Origin of the sequence: Mycolicibacterium vinylchloridicum, from assembly GCF_013404075.1 — a bacterium.
Taxonomy (GTDB): Bacteria; Actinomycetota; Actinomycetes; order Mycobacteriales; family Mycobacteriaceae; genus Mycobacterium; species Mycobacterium vinylchloridicum.
In genome coordinates this window covers 1-23282 of sequence record NZ_JACBJQ010000021.1, presented here as the reverse complement: position 1 = coordinate 23282, position 23282 = coordinate 1, and the positions used below count along the sequence as shown (strand labels likewise).

The window sequence follows — 23282 nt, the reverse complement described above, 5'->3', positions numbered from 1 at the left end:
TCTCAACCCCATTTTCTTTCGCATCGCGTCGCGACAGCTTAGCTGATTTAACGTAAGAGATTAGCTCACTTAAGTGATCGGACGATACCCCGCGGTAGCGTCGGCATTCGCTTCCCCTCATGCATTCGTGCCCGAGCTCACACCGGGCCTGCAATGAGATTCACGCTTCACAGGGGCAAATGTGCGGGATGGCTCTTGCCGCAGTGTTTAGCTGTCCTACAATCTTGTGCCATGAACGTTACGAGGCTTGCCATGGCCGCCGTTGCGGCCGTCGCGGCGCCGATCGTCCTGGCCGCGCCGTCGCACGCCGATCCCGACACTGATTTCGCCAATCAGCTGCACACCTTCGGGATCTACGGGCCTCGCGACTACAACGCCTGGATCGGCAAGATCACCTGCAAGCGCCTGGCCACCGGGCTGGACAAAGACACCTATTCGTCCGCCAAGTTCATCCTGACCAACCTGCCGCTGAACAGCACGCAGGGCCAGGCGATCCAGTTCCTCGGCGCCGCGATCGCCACTTACTGCCCGGATCAGGTCGGTGTACTGCAGCGGGCGGCTGTCCAGTAGTTCGCGATGGCCGGTCCCGTCGATCGCGTCCTGGATGAGGACGTGCCCGGCTCACCCGCCGATGTTCGGGCCCACTACGTCGATCTGAACAACATCCGCGACGTGCACCCGTTGGTGGTGTCGGTCGAGAGTCTGTCGCGCACCGATACCGGCGACGGCTACGTGCAGGTCTACCGCGTGCGCGACCGCATCCCGCTGGGAATTCTCACGCTGCCGATCACCTACACCGCGCGGCTGGAGGTGCCGTCGGCCGGCCCGGTGCTCACCCACGCCCGCCAGTTCCCGGCGGTTCGGCTGGACTCGGTGGTCTCCTTCGATCCGATACCGGCCGGCACCCGGCTGACCGAACGGATCCGGTTCACGGCGCCGTGGCCGCTGCTGTCGGTCACCGTGCGCCAAGCGGTCGAAGCGCACAAGGAGATGCTGAGCGGTATCCGCCGGCACTTCGAGCGGACGAGTTAGGTTACCGGGTCGCCCCCTCGTCAGCCCGCCGTCTTGCCGTTGTCGACGTTGTACACCGCGCCGTGGATGGTGACGGCATCGTCGCTGGCCAGGAACGCGATCACCTTTGCGACGTCGACCGGCGCCATCATCCCGCGGGGCGCGGCGATTCGCATGATCAGGTTCCAGTCGGCGTCATCGGGGGTTTTGAACTCGGTTACCTGAGGGGTCAGCATCCCGCCCGGGCAGATCACGTTCACTCGCAGCTGCTCCTTGGTGTACTCGATCGCCAAGGCCTTGGTCATCCCGACCAGTCCGTGCTTGGCGGCGCAATACGCCGCTGAATAGACCTCGCCCTCGATGCCGGCGATCGAGGCGACGTTGACGATGTTGCCGCCGACCTCCAACAGGTGCGGCAGCGCCGCCCGGATCAGGTAGAACGGCCCGTTGAGATTGACCGCCAGGTCGTAGTCCCAGTCCTCGTCGGTCACCGACGTGGTGTTGCGCATCTGGTGGAAACCCGCAGCGTTCACCAACACATCGAGCCGGCCGAACCGTTCGATGCACTGTGCGACCGCGTCCCGGCAGGCCTGGGCGCTGGTGATGTCGACCGATCCGTACGCACCGCCGGGGACTGATTCGAACACCGTCGCCATCCGGTCGGCGTCGCGGGCGATGCCGAACACAGTCGCGCCCCGCTCGGCGAACAACTGCGCCGTGGCAGCGCCGAGTCCCGACGATGCGCCCGTCACCAGCGCGACCTTGCCATCCAGCTGTGTCATTGCCCGACCCTTTCTCAGGTGGGTCAGACGTGTACGTCCCTCAGTCCCACCGCGTTGCGAAGTCCCGAGCAGTTGTAGCACCCGACACACCCCACGCAGTCGGTGCATCTCACACAGCCCAGACACGCCGTGCAGCGCCGGCACGCGACGCAGGCCACGCAGGCGACGCACTTGCGCAATCGCACCGACAGAACCGACAGCACGCTGCCGGCGATGAGGGCGCTGCCCGCGGTGGCGACCGAGCCGACGACGAGGGCGCTGCCCGCGGTGGCGATCGAGCCAACGATGGCGGCACTGCCGGCGGTGGCGATCGAGGCGTTGACCGCCGCGCTGCCGCTGGTGGCGATGGATCCGGCCACCACGGCGCTGTTGACGGTCGCGACCGAGCCGGCTACGACCACGCTGTTGGTGGTGGACACCGAGCCGGCGACCGTCGAGGGCTCGGGCGGGTGCATGACGGCGAGAGTTCTCACGCGACGAGCATGTCAGCTGGCGGCCGGTCGTGCCGGGGGTACGGCGGCAAGCAATGTGCGGGTGTACTGCTGCTCGGGTGCGGACAGGAGGTCGGCGGCGGGCCGGTACTCGACCGCGGCGCCGTCGCGCAGGACCAGCACGTCGTGGCTCATCTGTTCGACCACCGCCAGGTCGTGCGCGATGAACAGATAGGTCAGCCCGAACTCTCGCTGCAGGTCCGTCAGCAGGTCCAAGACCCGGGCCTGCACCGAGACGTCCAATGACGCCGTCGCCTCGTCGAGGATCACCAGGTCCGGCTCGGCCGCCAGCGCGCGGGCGATGCTGACCCGCTGACGTTGGCCGCCGGAGAGCTCGTGCGGATATCGCGAGGCGAATTCGGCGGGCAATCCGACCAGGTCCAGCAATTCGGCGACCCGTCCGGTCCTGGCCTTACGGTCTCGTCGGATCCTATGCACCACAAGGGGTTCGGCGATCGATGTGCCGATTCGGGCGCGCGGATCCAGAGCCGAGAACGGGTCCTGCAGGACCAGACTGATCCGCCGCCGCAGCGCCTTCACATCGGTGCCGCGCACCCCGAGAATGTCCGTCCCGTCCAGCGTTGCCGTGCCCGAGGTCGGGGTGACCAGTCCGGTCAGCGCGCCGGCCACGGTCGACTTTCCCGAACCCGATTCGCCGACCAGGCCGAGTGTGGTGGCGCGCCGGATCTGGAAGGACAGATCCCTGACGGCGCGCTTCCCGTCGAATTCGACGTCGAGGCCGTGCACATTCACCAACACCGGGGCATCGGCGGGTGCCGGCTGCGGGCCGCCAGCCCCGATCAGCGGACGGGCGTCGAGCAGTTCGCGGGTGTAGGGGTCGCGCGGCCGGTCGAATACGTCCAGGATCGGAGCCTCTTCCACGGCGCGGCCGTCGCGCATCACCGCGACGGTATCGGCCACCTGGCCCACCAGGCCCAGATCGTGGCTGATCCACACCACCGCCGCCCCGACATCGCGCTGCAGGTCCTTGATGAGTTCGACGATCTGCGCCTGGGTGGTCACGTCCAGCGCCGTCGTCGGCTCGTCGGCGACGAGAAGTTCGGGATCGCACGCCAAGGCGATCGCCACCATGACCCGTTGTCGCTGCCCGCCCGACAGCTGATGCGGGTAGCTGTCCAGGCGGCGCTGCGCATCGGGCAAACCGACGGCTACGAGCAGTTCAGTGGCTCGCTGCCGGGCTTGCCTGCGAGTCGGGTTGCGATGCGCCTGAAGGGATTCGGTGATCTGGCGCTCCAGAGTGAGCAGGGGATTGAGCGACGTGCCGGGGTCCTGGAAGACGAACCCGATCCGGTCGCCGTGCACGCGGCGCAGCACCCGGGCTTTCGCACCCACCAGCTGCGTGCTGGCCGAATCGCCCGTGCCGGCAAGCTCACTGGAGCCGGTCGTCACCGCGCCCGGGGTGTCGAGCAGTCCGGTCGCCGCCAGTGCGGTCATGGTCTTGCCCGACCCGGATTCGCCGACAATGCCCAGCGTCTGCTCGGGATCGACGTCGAAGGACATGCCCCGCACGATTTCTCGCCGCCCGACCCGCACTCGTAGATCGCGCACGCTGAGCACCGGAGTCATCGGCTGAGCCCCGCTTCCGTGGAGGTGCGCTGCCTGGGATCCAGCACATCGCGTAACCCGTCGCCGAGAAGATTGAACGCGAGCACGATCACGAAGATCGCTGCGCCGGGCACGACCGCCACCCACCACGCGAGTGTCACGAAGCCCTGTGAATCGAAGATCATCCGGCCCAGCGAGGGTTGCGGCGGTTGCAGGCCCAGCCCGAGGAACGACAGCGCCGCTTCCGACAGGATCGCGAAGGCCAGCGACAGCGACGTCTGCACGATCAACGGTCCGATGATGTTGGGCAGCACATGGCGGATGAGGATGTAGCGGTGTGGGGTGCCCATCGAACGCGACACCGCGACATAGGGCTCCACCCGGACGCCCAGGGTGCTGGCCCTGGCCACCCTGGCGAAGATCGGGGTGTAGACGATGCCGATGGCCAGCATGGTGGTGGTCAGGCCCGGCCCGAGGATGGCCACGATCGCCAACGCCAGCAACAGAACTGGAAAGGCGAACATCACGTCCACGCACCGCATCACCACGGTGTCCAGCCATCCGCCGCGATAACCGGCGACCAGGCCGACACTCACGCCGACTACCAATGCGAATGCGACGCTGACGACGGCCACCTGCAGTGAGGCCCGGGTGGCGACCAGCACCCGCGAGGCGATGTCACGCCCCAGCTCGTCGGTGCCGAACCAATGGAGGCCACTGGGTGGTTGCAGCGCGTTCGGCACGTCGACGTCGTTGACGCCCGCCGGGGCCAGCCAGTGCGCGCCGAGGGCGGCCGCGAGTATCGCCAGCAACAGCGCCGCGCTGATCGCGGTGACCGGATTGGCCAGCAGTAAACGCCAGTTCGAGATCCTCATGACAGCCGGATCCGTGGATCGACGACCGCGTAGAGGACGTCCACCACCAGGTTGATGAGCAGGAACAGCGCAGCGATCAGCAGGACCGCGCCCTGGATCACCGGATAGTCGCGAGCCGCGACGGCGTTGTAGGTCAGCCGGCCCAGCCCTGGCCAGGCGAAGACCACCTCGACGACGATGACGCCGCCGAGAATCGTCGCCAGCTGGATGCCGGTGATCGTCAGTATCGGAACCATTGCGTTGCGCACGATGTGCCGTGATGTGACGACCGTGGGGGCAAGCCCTTTGGAGCGTGCGGTGCGCACGTAGCCGGCCGCAGCCACCTCGAGCACCGCCGAGCGGACGTAGCGGGTCATGATCGCACCGGCCACCAGCCCGACGGTGAGCCCCGGGAGCACGATGTGGCGCAGCCAACCACCGGGGTCAGCCAGCAGGGGCCGATACCCGGACGTTGGCAACCAGCCCAGCGTCGACGCGAACAGTCCGATGAGCAGGATTCCCATCCAGAAATCGGGGATCGAGACGCCGAATTGGCTTGTCACCCGGACTATCCCGTCACCGAACCGGCCCCGGTGCAACGCCGAGAAGATGCCTGCGGGCAGCGCAATGACCAAGGCGATCAGGATGCCGACCACCGCCAGCGACATCGTGGCGGGCAGCCGCTCCAGAAGTGTGGTCGTCACCGGGTCACCGTTGCGGAAGCTCACGCCGAGATCCCCGGTCAGCGCCGAGCCGGCGTAGGAGAAGAACTGTTCGATCAGTGGCCGGTCCAGGCCGCTGGCCGAGTGCAACGCGGCATACGCCTCCGGGGTGTAGCGAGTGCCCAGCGCGATGCGCACCGGGTCGCCGGGAACCACATGCACCAACCCGAACACCACGACCAGAACACCCAGAAGCACCACCGCCGAGTACAGCAGCCGCCGCACCAGGAACCGGATCATGCGCCACCTCCCGTCGTCAACTCGGCGGTGCGGAAGCGGACCGCGCCGTCCCGGCGGGCCTCGTAACCGGTCAGATTCGTCGTCCAGGCCTGGATGACCGACGGGTTGTACAGGAAGATGTAGCTGGCCTTGTCGGCGATGATCGTCGCCGCCTTGGCGTAATCATCTTGCCGGGCAGGGCGATTGATCTCGGTGCGCGCGGCGTCCAATAGGCGGTCGACTCCCGCATCGGAGAACTTCTGCGCGTTGCTCGAGCCGCCGGTGTGGTGTTGCGCGTAGTAGAAGTCGTCGGGGTCGATATTGCCCAGCCAGCCCATCATCAGCATGTCGAAGTGGCCGCTGTTCTGTTCGTCCAGCCACGTCGCGAAGTCGACAGTGCGGATGTTCACCGTGATGCCCAGTGCCGCAAGATTGTCGGCGATGATCTGCGCGGCGGTGACCGTCTCGGGGTATTCGCTGGTGACCAGCATGTCCAGGTTCTGGTGGTCGACCCCGGCGTCGGCCAGGAGCTCTTTGGCTCGGTCGACGTCGTGGTGGTACCGGTCGTAAGGGGTATACCACGGGTTACCTTGAGGAATTGCAAGCTGATTCGCCGTCGCAGTGCCGTAGCTGGTGGCCTGGACGATCGATTCGCGGTCGATGCCGTAGGCGATCGCCTGACGGACGCGGACGTCGTCCCAGGGCTTGCGCGCCTCGTTGAGCGCCAGGTACCAGTAGTCGTTGCCCGGGGTGACAGCCAGATGGATCGAGTCGTCACCCTTCAACTGCTCGACACGCTGAGGCGGAATCGCATCGGTCCAGTCGATCTCACCGGCCTGCAATGCCGACAGGGCCGTCGACGGCTGTGAGATGAATCGGAACGTGACACCGGAGACTCTTGGCGCGCCGGCCCAATAGCTCTTGTTCGCGGTCAGGGTGATGGAGTCACCGCTTTTGCGGCCGGCGAATGCGAACGGTCCGGTTCCGACCGGATGCGTTGCGATCTGGCCAGTTTCAACGTTGTGCCGTTGCACGATCGCCATGCCTTTGAACCCGCCTAGGTTGGTGAGCAGGTTGGGCGTGGGCCGCCGCAGCGCGATGACGACAGTTCCCGGATCCGGTGCGCTGATATCCCGGACGGCGTTGAGCTTGTCGACATTGGCCAGCTTCTCGTCGATGATCCGCCGGTAGGAGTACACGACATCGCCGGCGCGCAGTGGTGAGCCGTCGTGCCAGGTGATCCCGGGGCGCAGCGCAAAGGTCCAGGTGAGTTGGTCGGGGGAGACCTGCCAGGACCGGGCCAGCGCGGGACGCATCTCGAGGTTGTCGTCGGGCTCGACGAGGGTGTCGAACACGTTCTCCAGTACCTCGAACGAGAAGTAGGCGGTGCTCCTCTGCGGGTCGAGTTGGTCGGGCTCCCCGGCGATCGCCGCGGTCAGACCTGCCGACTGCCCGCCCAGATCCACTCGCTGACCCGACGAACACGCCGCCAGTACCAGGAGAACCACGAGGGCAGCGGTGAGGGCCGCTGGTCTTCTCATCGGTCGACGACTTTCCCGAACCGCTGATGTCCTAAACGTCGAGCTGCGATAATCGGCGCGGGTCATGGGCAGGAGGGGACATGGTTACCGCCGTTCGCTCGCTGGACGCCCTGTGACGCGCGCAGATTGCATCCGCGCTCGCCTGGGTATCGCCACGTGGTGCCCGCCAGACTGATGCGTACCGTCCCGGGCGCAGCCGACCACGTCGTCGTGGTCGGCGCCGGGTTGTCCGGGCTCTCGGCCGCGCTGCAGCTGGCCGGTCGCGGGCGTTCCGTCACCGTCGTGGAACGCCAGCCATTTCCCGGCGGCCGCATGGGCCAGGCCGATATCGCCGGCTATCGCATCGACACCGGTCCGACCGTGCTGACCATGCCCGACATCATCTCCGACGCGTTCGCCGCGGTCGGTGCGTCGATGGCCGACCATCTCGACCTGGTGCCCGTCGAACCGGCCTACCGGGCGACCTTCGCCGACGGCAGCTCGCTGGACGTCCACCCCGACCCCGCCGCCATGGCCGCCGCCATCGAGGATTTCGCAGGCTCCGAACAGGCCGCGGGCTATCTGCGGCTGCGCGACTGGCTCACCCGGCTGTACCGGCTGGAGTTCGACGGCTTCATCGCGGCCAACTTCGCCTCACCGCTGTCACTGCTGACCCCGCAGTTGGCCCGGCTGGCTGCCATCGGTGGCTTCCGCGGTTGGGAGCCGATGGTGAGCCGGTTCGTCTCCGACGAGCGCGTGCAGCGGATTTTCACCTTCCAGGCGCTTTACGCCGGCGTGCCGCCGCAGCAGGCGCTGGCTGCCTACGCGGTGATCGCCTACATGGATACCGTTGCCGGCGTGTACTTTCCGCGCGGCGGCATGCGCGCGGTCCCCGAGGCGATGGCGACCGTCGCCGCCGCGTCCGGTGTGCAATTCCGCTACGGGTCGACGGTGACCGCGCTGGAGCGCAGCGGCTCGCGGGTGACGGCGGTGCGCACCGATAACGATCGAATTGCCTGTGACGCAGTCATTCTCACCACTGAGCTGCCGCTGACCTACGAGTTGCTCGGACGTACACCCCGGCGGCCGATCAGGATGCGTCCCGCGCCGTCGTCGGTCGTCGCCCACGTCGGTGTCCCCGCTGTCTGCGAGCGCCTCGCGCATCACAACATCAGCTTCGGGGGCAAGTGGGCCGGCACGTTCGACGACATCATCCGGGACGGCGTGCTGATGAGCGATCCGTCGTTGCTGGTGACCAGGCCGACCGCGGGGGACCCGAGCCTCGCACCGCCCGGCCGGGACCTGCTCTACATCCTTGCGCCCGCGCCGAATCTGCAGGTGGGCGTTGTCGATTGGGATACGGTCGGGCCGAGCTACGCCCGCGAAGTGGTGGCCACCGCGACGGACCGGCTGATACCGGGAGTCGACACCGAGGTTCTCGACGTCGTCACGCCCGCCGACTGGGCACGGCAGGGGATGGCCGCGGGCACGCCATTCGCGCTGGCGCACACGTTCTCCCAGACCGGCCCGTTCCGGCCCGCCAACATGATTCGCGGCATCGACAACGCCGTGCTGGCCGGTGGGTCGACCGTGCCCGGTGTCGGCATACCCACCGCACTCATCTCCGGACGGTTGGCCGCCGATCGGGTCACCGGAACCGTTCCCGACCGCTCAGCCAAGCACACCATCGTCAGCTCGGAAAGCAGGTAGTGATGATCCACACCGAGTTACACGCAGCCGGCATCGACGATCCTCAACTGTGCGAGTCCTACCGCTGCTGTCGGCGTCTCAACGCCGAGCACGGCAAAACGTATTTCCTGGCCACCCGGCTCCTGGCGCCCTCGCAGCGGCCGGCGGTGCACGCGCTGTATGGCTTCGCGCGCTACGCCGACGATATTCTCGACGACATGGACGCCGACGCCAGCATCGCCGAGCGCGAACAACGCCTGGATCAGTTGTCGGCCAACTTCTTCAGCGGCACCGTCGATGAGACGGAGCCGGTCCTGGCAGCCGTGTTGCACACCGCCCGCACCTACCGGATCCCCCTGGAGCTGTTCGACGATTTCCTGACCTCGATGCGGATGGATCTGACCGTCACCGACTATCCGGACCGTGCGGCCCTGAATCGCTACATGCGCGGCTCGGCGGCCGTCATCGGCCTGGAAATGCTGCCGATTCTCGGGACGGTCGGGTCCGCGGACGAAGCCGCGCCGTACGCCGAGGCGCTGGGCCAGGCCTTCCAGCTGACAAATTTCCTGCGTGACATCGACGAAGACCTGGAACGCGACCGCGTCTACCTGCCCGCTGACGAACTGGCCGCATTCGACGTCGACCGCGACGTGCTGAGCTGGTGTCACCACCACCGTCAGACCGACGCCAAGGTGCGCCGGGCGCTGGCCGCCCAGCATGACATCGCCCGTGCGGTCTATCGGGAAGCCCGCAAGGGGATAGCGCTGCTGGCCCCGCAGTCGAGACCGTGTGTGGCAACGGCGTTCACGCTGTACTCGGAGATACTCGACCGGATCGAGGCCATCGACTTCGCGGTGTTCAGCCAGCGTGCCTCGGTGGGCCTCGGACGGCGCCTGCAGGTCTTCGCCGCCGGCCTGATCCGGGCCCACCGCGCTCGCCGAAGCGGTGCGGCCTGATGGATCACTGGGGTGTACCGCCCACCGCGACGGCTGCTGTTGTCGGTCGGCCCCGTGGCGGCCGTGTTCGTCATCTGGGACGCCATCGCCATCGCCGGGCAGGTGTGGACGTTCAACCCCCGCTTGAGCGCGATCCTCGCCACGCTGCGTGGCCGACGATGACCGGGTTCGGCTACACCCTGCTGGCCGTGCTCGCGGTCGTCGTGGTCGTCGCGCTGGAACTGACCGTCTTGCGCACCGGGTTGCTCGGCAAAATCGAATACCGGATCTCCTTTGCCATCGTGATCGCATTCCAGGTCATCGTCGACGGATGGCTGACCAAGCTGTCGGCTCCGATCGTCATCTACAACGAGCAGCACAGCACCGGGATCCGATTCCCATGGGACATCCCCGTCGAGGACTTCCTGTTCGGCTGGGCGATGGTGACTGCTGTACTGCTGCTGTGGGAGAAGCAGCGGCCCAAGGATCGGGATCAACCATGGCCATAGACGTTCCCAGCGCGTTCGACACTGGCGCGCACGCCTACGACAAGTTGGTCGGTGCCAACCCCGGCTATCACGACCATCTACGAATCTCGGCTCGGCGAATGCGAATTCGGGACGGCGGCAGCGGGATGCGCCTCCTGGACGCCGGGTGCGGAACGGGTGCGTCGACGGCCGCTCTGCTGGAGGCCGCTCCGCGCGCCGAGATCGTCGCCGTCGACGCCTCGGCGGGCATGCTGGCCGAGGCGAGCGCGAAACCGTGGCCGGACACGGTCCGCTTTGTGCACAGCCCGATCGAATCCATCGCGGGCGCCGGTGTGCACGGCCCGTTCGACGGCATCTTCGCCGCCTACCTGTTGCGCAACCTCGCCGACCCCGACGCACAGCTGCGGGCATTCCATCAGCTGCTGCGTCCGGGCGGGACGCTGGCGGTGCACGAGTACTCGGTGCGCGATTCGCGTGCGGCCACCGCCATCTGGAATGCGGTCTGCTGGGGAATCATCATCCCGTCGGGCTGGCGGCAGACCCGGGACAGCGCGCTCTACCGGCATCTGTGGCGCAGCGTGAACGCGTTCGACGGTGCCGCGGCGTTCCAACGGCGCTTGGTAGCAGCGGGTTTCACCGGTGTGCACAGTGAGACGATGAGTGGTTGGCAACGCGATATCGTGCACACGTTCCTGGCGGATACGCCGCGATGATCGACGGCCGCCGCGTCACCCATCCGGCGCCCGGCGGGGCGCCGCATGCCAGAACTCTGCCGCGCACGCCACATGTCGTTGTGGTGGGGGCCGGCATCGCGGGCCTGGCGGCGGCGACCGGACTCACCGAACGTGGTGTCTCCGTCGAGCTTCTGGAGCGGCAAGACTATCTCGGTGGGCGGGTCGGCGGCTGGACCGAGCAACTTCCCGACGGCGCCCAGGTGGCGAACAACCGCGGCTTCCACGCGTTCTTCCGGCAGTACTACAACCTGCGATGGTTGTTGCGCCGCACCGATCCCGAGCTCGAGCGGCTGCGGGCCGTCGAGGACTATCCGCTGGTCGACGGCGAAGGCCGGCGCGACACCTTCCGCGGGCTGCCGAAGACCCCGCCATGGAACGCGCTCGCCTTCGCGTTGCGCAGCCCCACCTTCCGGATGCGGGACCTGATGCGGCTCAACGCTGTTGCTGCCGCCCCGCTGGCCGCGGTATCGGTACCGGACATCTACACCCGTCTCGACGACCGCGATGCCGAGACATTCTTGACCGACATCAACTTTCCGGCGGCCGCCCGCCACCTCGCGTTCGAGGTGTTCGCCCGCAGCTTCTTCGCCCGCCCCGAACGGCTCTCGGCGGCCGAGCTGGCGACGATGTTCCACATCTACTTCCTCGGGTCGAGCGAAGGTCTGGTATTCGACGTCGCCGAATCGAACTTCGACACCGCCCTGTGGGAACCGTTGGGGCAGTACCTGATCGAGCACGGTGTTCGGGTGCGCCGGGGGGTGGCGGTCGAGTCGGTCACACGCGGCGGCACCAAGATACTGCAGGTGCGCGATTCCACCGGAGCCACGATCGACGCCGACGGTGTGGTGTTGGCCACCGATGTCGCTGCACTGCAACGAATCGTGGCCGCCTCGCCGGGCCTTGGCGACGAGGGCTGGCGTCACAACGTCGCCCAGATGCAGACCGCGCCGCCGTTCATGGTGCAGCGACTGTGGCTGGACCACCCGGTGAGTCCCGACCGGCCGGCCTTTCTGGGTACCGGCGGTCTGGACCCTGTCGACAACATCAGCGTGGTCAGCAGCTACGAAAGCCAGGCCGCGCAATGGGCTCGCGCACAACACGGTTCGGTCGTGGAGGTGCATTCCTACTCGGTGGGTGACGCGCCTGCGGTCGAGACCCTTCGTGAGCGCATGCTGGCCCGGCTGCATCAGCTCTACCCGGAGACCGCGGCGGCCGGCATCGTCAAGGAGACACTGCTGGTCCGTGACGACTGCCCGTTGTTCTCACCGGGCTCCTTCGCCAGCCGGCCGACGGTCGACACGCCGGTTCCCGGCCTGCTGCTGGCCGGAGACGGCATCCGCATCGACTTGCCGGTCGCGCTGATGGAGCGTGCCGCCACCACCGGGTGGACGGCAGCCAACCACCTGCTGGCCGGCTGGGGGATTTCCGGGCACACCCTGCACACCGTGCCGGTGCACGGACGCTCTCCGCTATTGCGGCGGCTGGCCAGCCGGGAAAGGCGCGCGTCATGAGCTTCCGATCACGGATGAAAACCATTCCACTGCAAGTCATCCCGAAGGTGCAGTGGGCCCGCCAGCGGCCCACCTACCGAGATGCCCAGCCGGCATTGATCAACGCGGCCCTCAAGCGCGCCGAGGCCCGGCCCAGCGGCAACTGGTATGTCTTCGGCGCCAGCACCGATATCCGCGCGGGCCGGCCATTCGGCACCCGGGTCGGCGGGTTGGAGATCGTGGCGTGGCGCGATCAGCAGCGGCAATTGCATGTCGGGCCGGCGGCCTGCCCGCACCTGGGAGCAGACCTCACGAAAGGGAAGGTCGACTGCGGCAGCCTGATCTGCCCGTGGCACGGCCTGCGGCTCGGCGGTGGCCGCGAGTTCGGCTGGAAACCGTTGCCCGCGTTCGACGATGGTGTGCTGGCGTGGGTTCGGCTGGACAAATTCGGCGGGGAGCCGGCACTGGACGCACCAGTCATCCCGGCCCGCCCCAGCGGGGCGCGGTTGGCAACGGTGGCCCGGCTGGACGGTGTGTGCGAACCGTCCGACATCATCGCCAACCGGCTCGACCCCTGGCACGGCGCGTGGTTCCATCCGTATTCGTTCACCCAACTGGACGTGCTCAGCGCGCCCGCGGTCGACGCACGTGAGGACGCCGACCGGTTCCTGGTGGCGGTCACGTTCCGGATGGGGCGCCTGGGTGTGCCGGTGATCGCCGAGTTCACCGCGCCGGAGCCGCGAACGATCGTCATGCGGATCGTCGACGGCGAGGGCACCGGCAGCGTCGTCGAAACCCACGCCACCCCGCTCGGGCCGGGGCCCGACGGGCGCCCGCGGACCGCGGTGATCGAAGCCGTCGTCGCGCAGTCCGACCGCACCGGCTTCCGGCGGTCGCTGCGCGCGGCCCCGCTGATCACTCCGTTGATGCGGCTGGCTGCGACCCGGCTGTGGCGTGATGACCTGGCCTACGCCGAGCGGCTCTACGCGCTGCGCGACCGCGGGCCCACGCACTGAGACAACCGCCCTACCTCGTGCGACGCCGCGCCTAGGCTGCTTCCATGGCGAAGCGAATTGTGATCTGGGGTACTGGATTTGTCGGCCGGATGGTGATTCCGGAAGTCCTGGCGCACCCCGAATTCGAGCTGGTCGGGGTCGGGGTCAGCAATCCGGCCAAGGTGGGTGTCGACGTCGGGACGATCTGCGACATCGGCGATGTCGGCCTGGCGGCCACCGACGACGTCGACGCGCTGATCGCATTGAAGCCCGATGCGCTGGTGCACTACGGGCCGACCGCGGCGCACGCCGACGCCAACATCGACCTGATCTCACGCTTCCTGCGGGCCGGTGTCGACGTGTGCTCGACCGCCATGACGCCGTGGGTCTGGCCCAAGATGCACCTGAACCGCCCAACTGGATCGACCCGATCACCCAGGCCTGCGAGGCCGGCCAGTCGTCGTGCTTCACCACCGGAATCGATCCCGGCTTCGCCAACGACCTGTTCCCGATGACACTGATGGGACTCACCTCGCAGGTGAAGCTGGTCCGCGCCTCGGAGCTGCTGGACTACACGAACTACGAGGGCGACTACGAGTTCGAGATGGGCATCGGCCGCGAACCCGAGTTCAAGCCGCTGCTGGAGAACTCCGACATCCTGGTGTTCGCCTGGGGGGCGACGGTGCCGATGATCGCCTACGCCGCCGGCATCGAACTCGACGAGATCACCACGACCTGGGAGAAGTGGGTGACCCCGACCGAGCGCAAGACCGTCAAGGGCGTCATCCCGGCCGGCAACGTCGCGGCGGTGCGCTTCACCATCAACGGCGTCTACCGGGGCGAGACCCGGATCCAGTTGGAACACGTCAACCGGATCGGCCAGGACGCCGCCCCGGACTGGCCGTCGGGCACCCAGGACGACGTCTACCGAGTCGACATCCAGGGCACTCCCAGCATCTTCCAAGAAACCGCGTTCCGGTTCACCGACGGCTCAGGGCGCGACGCCGCCACAGCCGGCTGTTTGTCCACTGGCCTGCGAGCTCTCAACGCCGTACCGGCCGTCAACGACCTCCCGCCGGGGTGGGTCACCCCGCTGGATCTGCCCCTGATCCCGGGTCGCGGCACCATTCGCTGAGTAACGTCCCGCCGTTTCGGATCGACACTTTCAGTGAATCCGTAGATCGGCGCTGGGGGTCCCCGCATGCCGCGGGATCCCGGATTGGACGACATGACAGACCCAACGCGGCCGGCGGTCGGCCTCGCGGTCGGTGCGACGACATTGACCGCGGTCACACCGGACAATTCGGTCACCAGGTCACCGGTGATCACGCTGCCGAACGGGGTGGTCATCGCCGACTTCGTCGACCGCGTCGGCGACCCGGTCGGGATCGTCGCCTCCGACGGCTCCGTGCACCACGCGGAGACTTTGCTCGCCGAGTCGCTGCGGGGCCTCGCGTATGCCGCCACCGAGGGACGGCCGCTGCCGCCGGCCACCGCGATCACCTATCCCGCACACTGGCGCACCGGCGCCGTCGAGGCACTGCGCCGTGCGATCCGGCAGATCCCCGAATGGTCGGCCGACGAGCCGTTGTTGATCCCCGACACCGCCGCCGCGGTGACGGCGCTGGCCGCCAATCCCGGGCTGCCGACTCGCGGTGTGGTCGCCCTGTGCGATTTCGGTGGCAGCGGAACGTCGATCACTCTCGTCGACGGCGGTCAGCCGATTGCCCCGACCGTGCGGCACCTCGACTTCTCCGGCGACCTGATCGACCAGGGCCTGCTGGCTCACGTCGTCGCCGAACTGTCGGCCGGCGGTGCGCTGGATGTCACCGGCACGTCGGCGATCGGCTCGCTGACCCGGTTGCGCGCGCAGTGCCGGGCGGCCAAAGAACGGCTCTCGACCGTCACGGTCACGGCGCTGCCCGCCGAACTGCCCAACTTCCGCGGCGACGTGCGGCTCACCCGCACCGAACTCGACGACGTGCTGGCCCGCCAGCTGGCCGAGTTCGTCGCCGTTGTCCGGGACGCCCTGGAACGGTCCGGGGTTCGGCCTGCCGACCTCGCCGCCGTCGCGTCGATCGGTGGAGGCGCCGCCATCCCGGTCATCACCACGACGCTGTCCCAACACCTGCGTGTTCCGGTGATCACCACCCCGCGCCCGGCGTTCACCGGAGTCATCGGCGCCGCACTGCGTGCATCGCGGGGTCCGGCCGACGACAGCGCGACCGCGATGGCACCCCCGGTCGCCCCTTCCGCGCCCATCGCGCCCGCCGAACACGCCCCGGCCTCCGGTGTCGCGCTGGCCTGGTCCGAGGCGGCCGACGTGCCCGACCTGTCGCCGCTGGTCGAGCCGGTACCGGTGCCCAGCGCCCGCCCGATGATGGAATTCGAGCCCGAGCCCACCGATGCGTCGCGTGCCGACGATGCCGCACCGGCCTGGTATCGCCGCCCGTTGCCGGTGGTCGCCGCCGCGCTGGGTGTCATCGTCTTGGCCGGCGCCGGGACGGCCGTCGCGCTGACCGCCGGCAGCGACACCGCTCCGGTCACGCCCACGCCCAGCATCACGTCCACCCCGCAGGCCGCACCGGCGCCCGCCGCCCCGAGCAGCGACCCGACGGCGGCACCCGTCCAGAACCAGGCGGTGCAGCAGGAGCCCCAGGCGCCGGCGCCGCGGACGGTGTATCAGCAGGCGCCTGCGCCGGTCACCCAGACTCAGGTGGTGCAGGCCCCGCCGCCCCCGCCGCCGGTCACCGAGACGCAGACGACGACCGTCGTCACCACCGAGGTGTCCACGCCGCCGCCGGTGACTCAAACGGAAACGGCGACGGTTGAGCCGTCCCCGTCGCAGCCGCCCCAGCAGCCGAGGTACATCCCGACGATTCCGCCGATCCCGACGATTCCGGGTCTGCCGCAGATCTTCATCCAGCCGCAGTCAGGCTGAGCGGCGCCGCTTGCCGAGCGCCGCGATGGCCAGCGGGATGGGCATCGGCGCCGGTGCCGCGGCCAGCGCAGCGCCGACCGCGGCCGTCAGATCGTCGACGAACTGCCTGCGCCGACTGCTGCGCCGGTCCCGACCACAACTGGCGTCCGCGTCGACGTCCACCGCGGCAGCGAGCATCGGGAACATCGAAGCACGAAGAAACTCAGCCCAATTCGCGCCGAAGGCCCGCTCGTCTTTGTCGGTCTGGAACTGCGACCAGAACCGGTCTTCACCGTTGACCATCTCGAAGTGCTCGATCTCGAGGCCCTCGAATCGTCCCGACGGATGAAACGGCGCCCGAAACGCCGCCTCGTCGCGCCCGGTCGACGGGATCGACATGCGGCGCATTTCGTCGCCGGTGATCAGACCGTCGGCGACGAATCGGCTCAGCGCTGTCATGATCGCGTCGTACGCCGGCGCGAATCCCGATCGGCCGTCGGGTTCCAGCCCGACGGTCAGCACGACGATCTGGCCGCCGGGTGCCAGTTCGCGGCCTCGGAAGGCGATGAAGTCGCGCCAGTCCTCGGCGGCCTGGCGCCGGTAGGCGCGGCGCGCTTCTTCGTCTGCGCTGTAAGAGATCTCGACGTGGTCGGGGATCGGCATCGGGACCTTGCGCAGCCAATGGATGGCCCAGGACGTCCAGCCCAGCGAGATGCTGTCCGACGGCAGGATCTGGGTGTAGAACGAGCGGCCCACCACCGACGCGTAGGTGGCGGAGTCCTTCTTGAGGTAGCTGTCCTGGTCCTCGGACAGGGTGGAGAACAGCGCGGTGAAGTCGTTGCCGGGCACATCGGTGTGAGCGACCAGGATGGCGTGGTCGGAGCGAGTGCGCTTGCGGATGGCGGCGATCGCCGCGCTGATCGGCAGCAGCGAGTTGTAGCCCGTCGCCGCACCGTAGTCGGCGATGGCGATGGGCTGCGGGGCCCTCGGGATGGCGACGCTGCGAGCAGCCTCTTCGAAAATGGCTGTGGCAGGACGTAATCCGGCCGCCTGCAAGCGAGATGATTCGGTGTAGGTGTGGCTGTCTATCGGCAGGGGGCGGACCACGATGCTGGACTCGGGCATGTCAGTTCCTGCGGCGGCGGTGCAGCAACAGCCCGACCACGATCCCCACGACGAGCATCACGGTCAACAACAGCCACATCGGGTATTCAACGCTGATCCACAGGACGTGCACCCGCTGACGGGTGCGGTTCTGAGCGATGAATATCGCCGCCAGCACCACCAGGGTGATCGCCACCCAGTAGCGCAGCGCGAACCGCCGCATCGCACCCCCGGCGGGCTTGGCGACTTCCTCTGGAGCCATGACAACCTCCCGTTTGCCTGTAGGAGATTGACGCTAGTCGCTGTCGGCTAGTTCGTCGGATAACTCACGCCGGTGAGCTGTTCGGACAGCTGCCACAGGCGCCGGCAGTCTTGCGCGTCGGCGGCGCGGCCGGGGATCTTGGCCTCGGTGACCCCGCCGCCGGCGAACTCCTGGAAGCCGCGCGGACCGTAGAACTCGGCGCCGCGAGCCTTCGGGTCGGCCGCCGCATACAACACCGGAACGATGCCTTCGTCGACCTCCTGCCACATGAATGGCATGTAGCGCCAGCTGAACTGGTAGAAGCGCGCCAGTGCCGTCGGCTTCTCGCGGCCGTGCGAAGGCCCACTGATCTGCAGGTTGGTCTTGCACAGGCCGGGATGGGCGGCATTGGACATCACGCCCCAGCCGTGTTGGCGGCTGAGCCGGTCGAGTTCGAGGGCGAACATCAGCGTCGCGATCTTGGACTGGCCGTAGGACAGGTTGGCGGAGTAGCTGCGCTCGAAATTGGGGTCGTCGAAGTTGATCCGGCCGAAGCGGGCGGCCAGGCTGCTCAGCGATACCACCCGAGGATCGCCGGCGGCGCGCAGCAGCGGCAGCAGGTGAGCGGTCAGGGCGAAGTGGCCCAGATGGTTACTGCCGAACTGCAGCTCGAAGCCGTCGGCCGTGGTGTCGCGCTGCGGTGGCTGCATGACGCCGGCGTTGTTGACCAGGATGTCGATCGGCCGGCCCTCGGAATTCAGTTCCTCGCCGAGGGCGGCGACGCTGTCCAGCGACGAGAGGTCCAGGTTCTTGATGGTCAGTTTGGCGTGGGGGACGTGAGCGCGAATGTCGGCGATCGCCGCCTCGCCTTTGGCGCGGTTGCGGATGGCCATCACGACGTCGGCGCCGGCGGCGGCGAATCGCTTGGTGACGCCGAGTCCCAGCCCGCTGTTGGAGCCGGTGACGACGGCGAATTTCCCGGAGAGGTCGGGGATCGAGAGGGCGAGATCAGTCATGGCAGCGACGTTAACAGAACACCGGTCTGATAACAAGAGAACGTTGGTCTGCTAAATTGTCTGCTGTGACCTCGACGTTTCAGCGCGCCCGGCGGCCCGAGCAGTTCGCCGCCCGGCGCGCGGCGATCTTGGCGGCCGCCCGCAGCGCGCTGGCCGAGCGGGGCGTCGACGAGGTCACGTTGCGCGATATCAGCGAGCGGGTCGGGCTCGCGAAATCCAACGTGCTGCGCTACTTCGACACCAGGGAAGCGATCCTCCTGGAGGTGCTCGACGAGGAGTGCCGGGATTTCCTGGCCGAACTGTCGGACCGGCTCGGACAGCCGCGGGCGCGAAAATCCGGATTCGCCAACGAGATTCGGCTGGCCGGTATTCTCACCGACACTCTGGTGGAGCGACGGCTGCTGTGCGAGCTGCTCGGGGCGATGGCCGGGGTGCTGGAACGCAACATCGCGGGGGAGTTCGCCCGCGACTTCAAGGTGCGTGCCATGGGCAGCATCGCCGCGCTCTCGGAGTTGGTGGGCCGGCAGCTGCCATGGCTTCCCGAGGAGTTCGTGGCGTTCGTCGGGGAGGGCGCGCTGAGCCTGGTCGCCGGCATGTATCCGTTCTCGGTGCCGACCGAGCCGGTGCGCGAGGTGATCGCTGAACTCGGGTTTCCCGATCCCCGCGCGCGGTTCGTCGACGCGCTGCGGACCGGGCTGACGACCTGGCTGATAGGAGCCGCGGCGCAGAGCCCGGCGTGACACACTTTCTCACCATGGCCGGCACCAAGACTGTCTCCCGCATCCTGACGGTGTCCGGGATCGTCATGATGGCGGTCGGCGGCGTCGGCTTCATCCTGGTGATGGTGTTGAATGCCTTTGTACTGGACGAGTTCGACGCCTACGGTGAGGTGCCGATCCCGGGCTCGGGTCAGGTGCAGTTGCCCGCCGGACAGGCGCAGATCAGCTTTCACACGTCGGTGACCGGTTCCCCGTCGAGTGGATTTCCGTTGCCCGCCCTGAAGCTCAGCATCGTCCCCCCGGACGGCGTCGCCGACCCGGTCCTGACCGAAAACCACGGCACGCTAACGACTATCAACAGTGACACCCACATCCGGATCTGGACCGCCGAGATCCCCGCGGCCGGTACCTACCAGATCCACACCGATGGCCAGATGAACGGTTACATCAACCCGCGCCTGTCCTTCGGCAGGGAAAGCGACTACGACTACCTGCACTGGGTCTTCTTGGCGGTATTCGGATTCGGGCTGCTCGACATCATCATGGCGTTCGTTCTGCGCAAGCGCGGCAGGTCGCAGACGGTCGGAGTGATGGCGAATGCCCCGCTGGAGTCGTACCCACCGAGCACGTCGTATCCGCCTCGTGATCCGTACACGCCGTCGGATCAGGGCGTCCGCCTGGAGCAGCTGAAAACCCTGGCCGCTCTTCGCGATTCCGGTGCGCTGACACAGGATGAGTTCGACGCGGAGAAGCGCAGGGTGCTCGGCGAATAGCACGCCTACACTCGGTGGGTGTGAAGGCTGTCAGTTGTGTGCACGGAACCCTGTCGGTGGTCGAGATGCCCGCACCGCAACCCGCGGACGGCCAGCTGGTACTCGATGTCGCCAGTTGCGGCATCTGCGGGTCGGATCTGCATGCCAAGGACCATGCCGACGAAGTGAGCAGTAACACCCAGGAGATGGGCTACCGCGACTTCATGCGCAGCGACACTCCGGTGGTGATGGGTCACGAATTCTCCGGAGAGGTCGCCGCGTGCGGGCGAAAGACTCCGAAGGCCTTCAAGGTCGGAACGCGGGTGGTGTCCTTCCCGCTGATTCGGGCCAATGGCGGCGTGCACCTGACCGGGCTGTCCCCGCTGGCGCCCGGCGGCTACGCCGAGCAGGTCGTCGTCCAGGCGGCGATGACGTTCGCGGTGCCCAACGGACTGTCCCTGGACATCGCGTCGCTCACCGAGCCGATGGCCGTGGCGCTACACGCGGTGCGACGCAGCGACATCAAGAAGAGCGACACGGCTGTCGTGATCGGCTGCGGGCCCGTCGGTTTGGGGATCATCTGCCAACTCAGGACGCTCGGGGTCCAGACCATCGTCGCCAGCGATTTCTCGGCAGGCCGCCGAGCATTGGCGGCCCGCTGCGGTGCCCACGTCGTCGTCGATCCGGAGGTGGACTCGCCCTACGACAAGGCGGCCAAGCCGATCGACGCCCCCGCCCTCTACGAGAGGGGCATGAGCGCCATGGAGACGTTGCGGAAGCTACCCGGCTGGCAGCACGTCTACCGCGTCGCCGACGCGCTGGGCGCGGCGGGACCCAAGCGGCCGGTGATCTTTGAATGCGTCGGCGTACCCGGTGTGCTCGACGGAATCATCGCTGCGGCGCCGCTGAACTCGCGGGTGGTCGTGGCCGGCGTGTGCATGGCGGCCGACCAGCTGCGCCCGGCGATGGCCAACGCCAAAGAGCTCGACCTCCGATTCGTCTTCGCTTATACGCCACTGGAATTCCGCGACACCCTGCACATGCTGGCCGACGGCAAGCTCGACGCGTCCGCTCTGGTCACCGGCAAGGTGGGGCTGGACGGCGTGGCCGCGGCCTTCGAGGCATTGGGGGATCCCGAGGTGCACGCGAAGATCCTCGTCGATCCCCGCAGCACGGTGACGGTGCCTTAAGAGCCGCGCTTCACCCACTCGTCGTAGTTGACCAGTTCGTCGCCGATCCGGGTGGTGTCGCCGTGGCCGGTATAGACGACGGTGTCGGCGGGCAGCTTGCCGAGCTTGTCTTTGATCGACCCGAGAATGGTCGGGAAGTCGGAGAACGAGCGGCCGGTGGCGCCGGGGCCACCCTGGAACAGGGTGTCGCCGGAGAACACCGCACCCAGGGCCGGCGCATAGAGGCAGGTGGAGCCCGGGGAGTGTCCCGGGGTGGCAATGGCGTGCAACTCGATACCGTCGGCCTTGAGCACCTGGCCGTCTTCGAGGGTGCGGAACTCTTTGTCGCCGTGGGTCATTCGCCACAACATGTCATCGGCGGGATTCAGCAGGATCGGGGCGTCGAGGTCGGCGGACAGCTGTGGCGCGACGGTGATGTGGTCGTTGTGGCCGTGTGTGCACACCACCGCGACGACATGCCGGTTGCCGACAGCATCCTCGATGGCCTTGGCGTCATGCGCGGCGTCGATGACGATCACCTCGGAATCGTCACCGACGATCCAGATGTTGTTGTCGACTTCCCAACTGCCGCCGTCGAGTTCGAAGGTGCCGCTGGTGACAACGCGCTCGATACCACTCACAGGATCACCACCGAGCGCAGGACTTCGCCGGCGTGCATTTTGTGGAAGGCGTCTTCGATGGCGTCCAGTCCGATGCGTTCGGAGACGAATTTGTCCAGTGGCAGACGGCCCTGGCGGTAGAGGCTGATGAGGGTGGGGAAGTCGCGTTCGGGGAGGCAGTCGCCGTACCAGGAGGATTTCAGGGATCCGCCGCGGGAGAAGAAGTCGACCAGCGGCATGTCCAGACGCATGTCCGGGGTCGGAACACCCACCAGGACAACGGTTCCGGCCAGGTCGCGGGCGTAGAACGCCTGCTTCCAGGTTTCCGGGCGCCCGACGGCGTCGATGACGACGTCGGCACCGAACCCGTCGGTCAGGTCCTGGATGGTCTCCACGGCGTCCAATTCCTTGGCGTTGATGGTGTGGGTGGCCCCGAAATCGCGGGCCCAGTCGAGCTTGGTGTTGTCGGTGTCGACGGCGATGATCGTGCGGGCCCCGACCAAGGCGGCTCCGGCGATCGCGGCATCACCCACACCGCCGCAGCCGATCACGGCGACGGTGTCGTCGCGGCTGATGGCGCCGGTGTTGACCGCGGCGCCCAGCCCGGCCATCACCCCACAGCCCAGCAGGCCGGCGACGGCGGGGTCAGCTTCGGGATCGACCTTGGTGCATTGGCCTTCATGGACCAGGGTTTTGTCGGCGAAGGCCCCGATCCCGAGGGCGGGGGTCAGTTCGGTGCCGTCGGTCAGGGTCATTTTCTGGGTGGCGTTGTGGGTGTCAAAGCAGTACCAGGGGCGGCCGCGTTTGCAGGCGCGGCACTGCCCGCAGACGGCGCGCCAGTTCAGGATCACGAAGTCGCCCGGTTCGACGTTGGTGACCCCGGCGCCGACGGTTTCGACGGTGCCTGCGGCTTCGTGGCCGAGCAGGAACGGGTATTCGTCGTTGATGCCGCCCTCGCGGTAGGTGAGGTCGGTGTGGCACACCCCGCAGGCGATGACCTTGACCACCACCTCACCCGGGCCGGGGTCAGGGATCACGATGTCGACCAGCTCCACGGGCTGCTTCTTGGACCGGGAAATTACACCACGCACTGTCTGACTCATGGGTCAAACCCTAGCTGTACTTGGCCATGACGTTGGTAGCAGGCGTGTTGGCTTGATGTGAAGAGAACCTCCGGGTGGGGTGTGGCTTGTCTAAGGCCCACTTCCCACCGGAGGTTCTCGTGTCCCACCGTAATGCCCGTAC

24 protein-coding genes and 1 pseudogene are annotated in these 23282 nt (G+C 67.6%); 14 read left to right on the top strand and 11 right to left on the bottom strand.

The genetic code is table 11. The annotated features are described in order from the left end of the window. Positions 1–231 precede the first annotated feature (231 nt). Both HPC46_RS18420 and HPC46_RS18415 read left to right on the top strand, forming a co-directional pair. Complete coding sequence (locus tag HPC46_RS18420; protein ID WP_036423077.1) at positions 232–570, top strand: DUF732 domain-containing protein; 339 nt, start codon at positions 232–234, stop codon at positions 568–570. Between the two features lie 6 nt (positions 571–576). After that, positions 577–1032, top strand: coding sequence for an SRPBCC family protein (locus HPC46_RS18415; protein WP_179472462.1), 456 nt, complete (start codon positions 577–579; stop codon positions 1030–1032). A gap of 20 nt (positions 1033–1052) precedes the next feature. Here the strand turns inward: HPC46_RS18415 and HPC46_RS18410 are convergent, their stop codons facing one another. The 6 genes from HPC46_RS18410 to HPC46_RS18385 are packed head-to-tail and all read right to left on the bottom strand — an operon-like array spanning position 1053 to position 7186. Further along, a complete protein-coding gene (locus HPC46_RS18410) occupies positions 1053–1793 on the bottom strand; it encodes an SDR family NAD(P)-dependent oxidoreductase (RefSeq protein WP_179472460.1) in 741 nt (246 codons plus the stop codon). Positions 1794–1816: 23 nt separating this feature from the next. Then, the gene (locus HPC46_RS18405; RefSeq protein ID WP_179472635.1) at positions 1817–2248 is read right to left on the bottom strand and encodes a hypothetical protein; all 432 of its coding nucleotides are present in this window, start codon (positions 2246–2248) and stop codon (positions 1817–1819) included. 30 nt (positions 2249–2278) lie between these two features. Beyond that, on the bottom strand, positions 2279–3871 hold the full coding sequence (locus tag HPC46_RS18400; protein ID WP_179472458.1) for a dipeptide ABC transporter ATP-binding protein: 1593 nt from the start codon (positions 3869–3871) through the stop codon (positions 2279–2281). Beyond that, positions 3868–4725 carry an ABC transporter permease gene (locus HPC46_RS18395; RefSeq protein WP_179472456.1) on the bottom strand — a complete coding sequence of 286 codons (858 nt, stop codon included), beginning with the start codon at positions 4723–4725 and terminating at the stop codon, positions 3868–3870. The genes HPC46_RS18400 and HPC46_RS18395 overlap by 4 nt, the downstream gene beginning before the upstream one ends. Further along, positions 4722–5666: an ABC transporter permease gene (locus tag HPC46_RS18390; protein WP_179472454.1), complete on the bottom strand. Its 945-nt coding sequence runs from the start codon at positions 5664–5666 to the stop codon at positions 4722–4724. Before HPC46_RS18390 ends, HPC46_RS18395 begins: the two co-directional genes overlap by 4 nt. After that, positions 5663–7186 (bottom strand): ABC transporter substrate-binding protein, encoded by a 1524-nt coding sequence (locus HPC46_RS18385; RefSeq protein WP_179472452.1) that lies wholly within the window; start codon positions 7184–7186, stop codon positions 5663–5665. Before HPC46_RS18385 ends, HPC46_RS18390 begins: the two co-directional genes overlap by 4 nt. 174 nt (positions 7187–7360) lie before the next feature. Between HPC46_RS18385 and crtI the strand changes: the two genes are divergently transcribed. From crtI to HPC46_RS18340, 9 genes and pseudogenes are all read left to right on the top strand, one after another. Then, positions 7361–8875, top strand: coding sequence for a phytoene desaturase family protein (gene crtI / locus HPC46_RS18380; protein WP_179472633.1), 1515 nt, complete (start codon positions 7361–7363; stop codon positions 8873–8875). A gap of 2 nt (positions 8876–8877) precedes the next feature. Continuing rightward, the gene (locus HPC46_RS18375) at positions 8878–9810 is read left to right on the top strand and encodes a phytoene/squalene synthase family protein (RefSeq protein WP_179472450.1); all 933 of its coding nucleotides are present in this window, start codon (positions 8878–8880) and stop codon (positions 9808–9810) included. 12 nt (positions 9811–9822) lie between these two features. Beyond that, positions 9823–9972, top strand: a complete 150-nt coding sequence (locus HPC46_RS18370) for a hypothetical protein (protein ID WP_407665520.1) — start codon at positions 9823–9825, stop codon at positions 9970–9972. Next, entirely contained in the window at positions 9969–10298 is a 330-nt protein-coding gene (locus HPC46_RS18365; RefSeq protein WP_179472448.1) for a lycopene cyclase domain-containing protein, read from the top strand. Before HPC46_RS18370 ends, HPC46_RS18365 begins: the two co-directional genes overlap by 4 nt. Then, on the top strand, positions 10289–10990 hold the full coding sequence (locus tag HPC46_RS18360; RefSeq protein ID WP_179472446.1) for a class I SAM-dependent methyltransferase: 702 nt from the start codon (positions 10289–10291) through the stop codon (positions 10988–10990). Before HPC46_RS18365 ends, HPC46_RS18360 begins: the two co-directional genes overlap by 10 nt. Continuing rightward, the gene (locus HPC46_RS18355) at positions 10987–12522 is read left to right on the top strand and encodes an FAD-dependent oxidoreductase (protein ID WP_179472631.1); all 1536 of its coding nucleotides are present in this window, start codon (positions 10987–10989) and stop codon (positions 12520–12522) included. The genes HPC46_RS18360 and HPC46_RS18355 overlap by 4 nt, the downstream gene beginning before the upstream one ends. Beyond that, positions 12519–13517 carry a Rieske (2Fe-2S) protein gene (locus HPC46_RS18350; RefSeq protein ID WP_179472444.1) on the top strand — a complete coding sequence of 333 codons (999 nt, stop codon included), beginning with the start codon at positions 12519–12521 and terminating at the stop codon, positions 13515–13517. Before HPC46_RS18355 ends, HPC46_RS18350 begins: the two co-directional genes overlap by 4 nt. Positions 13518–13561: 44 nt before the next feature. After that, positions 13562–14631 (top strand): annotated as a pseudogene (locus HPC46_RS18345) (NAD(P)H-dependent amine dehydrogenase family protein). Positions 14632–14724: 93 nt separating this feature from the next. Beyond that, positions 14725–16437, top strand: coding sequence for an Hsp70 family protein (locus HPC46_RS18340; protein ID WP_179472442.1), 1713 nt, complete (start codon positions 14725–14727; stop codon positions 16435–16437). Here the strand turns inward: HPC46_RS18340 and HPC46_RS18335 are convergent. Genes HPC46_RS18335 through HPC46_RS18325 form a run of 3 tightly spaced genes read right to left on the bottom strand, consistent with a single transcriptional unit; the run spans position 16429 to position 18777 of the window. Continuing rightward, positions 16429–17541 (bottom strand): class I SAM-dependent methyltransferase, encoded by a 1113-nt coding sequence (locus tag HPC46_RS18335; protein WP_179472440.1) that lies wholly within the window; start codon positions 17539–17541, stop codon positions 16429–16431. The genes HPC46_RS18340 and HPC46_RS18335 overlap by 9 nt on opposite strands. Position 17542: 1 nt before the next feature. Next, the gene (locus HPC46_RS18330; protein ID WP_179472438.1) at positions 17543–17782 is read right to left on the bottom strand and encodes a Loki-CTERM sorting domain-containing protein; all 240 of its coding nucleotides are present in this window, start codon (positions 17780–17782) and stop codon (positions 17543–17545) included. Positions 17783–17829: 47 nt separating this feature from the next. Further along, entirely contained in the window at positions 17830–18777 is a 948-nt protein-coding gene (locus HPC46_RS18325) for an SDR family oxidoreductase (RefSeq protein ID WP_179472436.1), read from the bottom strand. A 65-nt stretch (positions 18778–18842) separates the two neighbouring features. On the opposite strand from HPC46_RS18325, the gene HPC46_RS18320 reads away from it, so the two are divergent. Genes HPC46_RS18320 through HPC46_RS18310 form a run of 3 tightly spaced genes read left to right on the top strand, consistent with a single transcriptional unit; the run spans position 18843 to position 21438 of the window. Continuing rightward, entirely contained in the window at positions 18843–19517 is a 675-nt protein-coding gene (locus HPC46_RS18320; protein WP_179472434.1) for a TetR/AcrR family transcriptional regulator, read from the top strand. Positions 19518–19531: 14 nt separating this feature from the next. Then, positions 19532–20269, top strand: a complete 738-nt coding sequence (locus tag HPC46_RS18315; RefSeq protein WP_179472432.1) for an SHOCT domain-containing protein — start codon at positions 19532–19534, stop codon at positions 20267–20269. A gap of 20 nt (positions 20270–20289) precedes the next feature. Next, positions 20290–21438, top strand: coding sequence for a zinc-binding dehydrogenase (locus tag HPC46_RS18310; protein WP_179472430.1), 1149 nt, complete (start codon positions 20290–20292; stop codon positions 21436–21438). On the opposite strand, the gene HPC46_RS18305 is transcribed toward HPC46_RS18310, so the two are convergent. Both HPC46_RS18305 and HPC46_RS18300 read right to left on the bottom strand, forming a co-directional pair. Continuing rightward, on the bottom strand, positions 21435–22058 hold the full coding sequence (locus HPC46_RS18305) for an MBL fold metallo-hydrolase (RefSeq protein WP_179472428.1): 624 nt from the start codon (positions 22056–22058) through the stop codon (positions 21435–21437). The genes HPC46_RS18310 and HPC46_RS18305 overlap by 4 nt on opposite strands. Continuing rightward, entirely contained in the window at positions 22055–23140 is a 1086-nt protein-coding gene (locus HPC46_RS18300; RefSeq protein WP_179472426.1) for an S-(hydroxymethyl)mycothiol dehydrogenase, read from the bottom strand. The genes HPC46_RS18305 and HPC46_RS18300 overlap by 4 nt, the downstream gene beginning before the upstream one ends. Positions 23141–23282 lie beyond the last annotated feature (142 nt).

Bases quoted from the DNA above. Each gene is read 5' to 3' on its own strand.
- HPC46_RS18395 (WP_179472456.1), bottom strand. From the start codon at position 4,725: ATGAGGATCTCGAACTGGCGTTTACTGCTGGCCAATCCGGTCACCGCG.
- HPC46_RS18365 (WP_179472448.1), top strand. From the start codon at position 9,969: ATGACCGGGTTCGGCTACACCCTGCTGGCCGTGCTCGCGGTCGTCGTG.
- HPC46_RS18325 (WP_179472436.1), bottom strand. From the start codon at position 18,777: ATGACTGATCTCGCCCTCTCGATCCCCGACCTCTCCGGGAAATTCGCC.
- HPC46_RS18355 (WP_179472631.1), top strand. From the start codon at position 10,987: ATGATCGACGGCCGCCGCGTCACCCATCCGGCGCCCGGCGGGGCGCCG.
- HPC46_RS18390 (WP_179472454.1), bottom strand. From the start codon at position 5,666: ATGATCCGGTTCCTGGTGCGGCGGCTGCTGTACTCGGCGGTGGTGCTT.
- HPC46_RS18330 (WP_179472438.1), bottom strand. From the start codon at position 17,782: ATGGCTCCAGAGGAAGTCGCCAAGCCCGCCGGGGGTGCGATGCGGCGG.
- HPC46_RS18360 (WP_179472446.1), top strand. From the start codon at position 10,289: ATGGCCATAGACGTTCCCAGCGCGTTCGACACTGGCGCGCACGCCTAC.
- HPC46_RS18385 (WP_179472452.1), bottom strand. From the start codon at position 7,186: ATGAGAAGACCAGCGGCCCTCACCGCTGCCCTCGTGGTTCTCCTGGTA.
- HPC46_RS18375 (WP_179472450.1), top strand. From the start codon at position 8,878: ATGATCCACACCGAGTTACACGCAGCCGGCATCGACGATCCTCAACTG.
- HPC46_RS18340 (WP_179472442.1), top strand. From the start codon at position 14,725: ATGACAGACCCAACGCGGCCGGCGGTCGGCCTCGCGGTCGGTGCGACG.
- HPC46_RS18420 (WP_036423077.1), top strand. From the start codon at position 232: ATGAACGTTACGAGGCTTGCCATGGCCGCCGTTGCGGCCGTCGCGGCG.
- HPC46_RS18400 (WP_179472458.1), bottom strand. From the start codon at position 3,871: ATGACTCCGGTGCTCAGCGTGCGCGATCTACGAGTGCGGGTCGGGCGG.
- HPC46_RS18350 (WP_179472444.1), top strand. From the start codon at position 12,519: ATGAGCTTCCGATCACGGATGAAAACCATTCCACTGCAAGTCATCCCG.
- HPC46_RS18405 (WP_179472635.1), bottom strand. From the start codon at position 2,248: ATGCACCCGCCCGAGCCCTCGACGGTCGCCGGCTCGGTGTCCACCACC.
- HPC46_RS18335 (WP_179472440.1), bottom strand. From the start codon at position 17,541: ATGCCCGAGTCCAGCATCGTGGTCCGCCCCCTGCCGATAGACAGCCAC.
- HPC46_RS18415 (WP_179472462.1), top strand. From the start codon at position 577: ATGGCCGGTCCCGTCGATCGCGTCCTGGATGAGGACGTGCCCGGCTCA.
- HPC46_RS18410 (WP_179472460.1), bottom strand. From the start codon at position 1,793: ATGACACAGCTGGATGGCAAGGTCGCGCTGGTGACGGGCGCATCGTCG.
- HPC46_RS18300 (WP_179472426.1), bottom strand. From the start codon at position 23,140: ATGAGTCAGACAGTGCGTGGTGTAATTTCCCGGTCCAAGAAGCAGCCC.
- HPC46_RS18315 (WP_179472432.1), top strand. From the start codon at position 19,532: ATGGCCGGCACCAAGACTGTCTCCCGCATCCTGACGGTGTCCGGGATC.
- crtI (WP_179472633.1), top strand. From the start codon at position 7,361: ATGCGTACCGTCCCGGGCGCAGCCGACCACGTCGTCGTGGTCGGCGCC.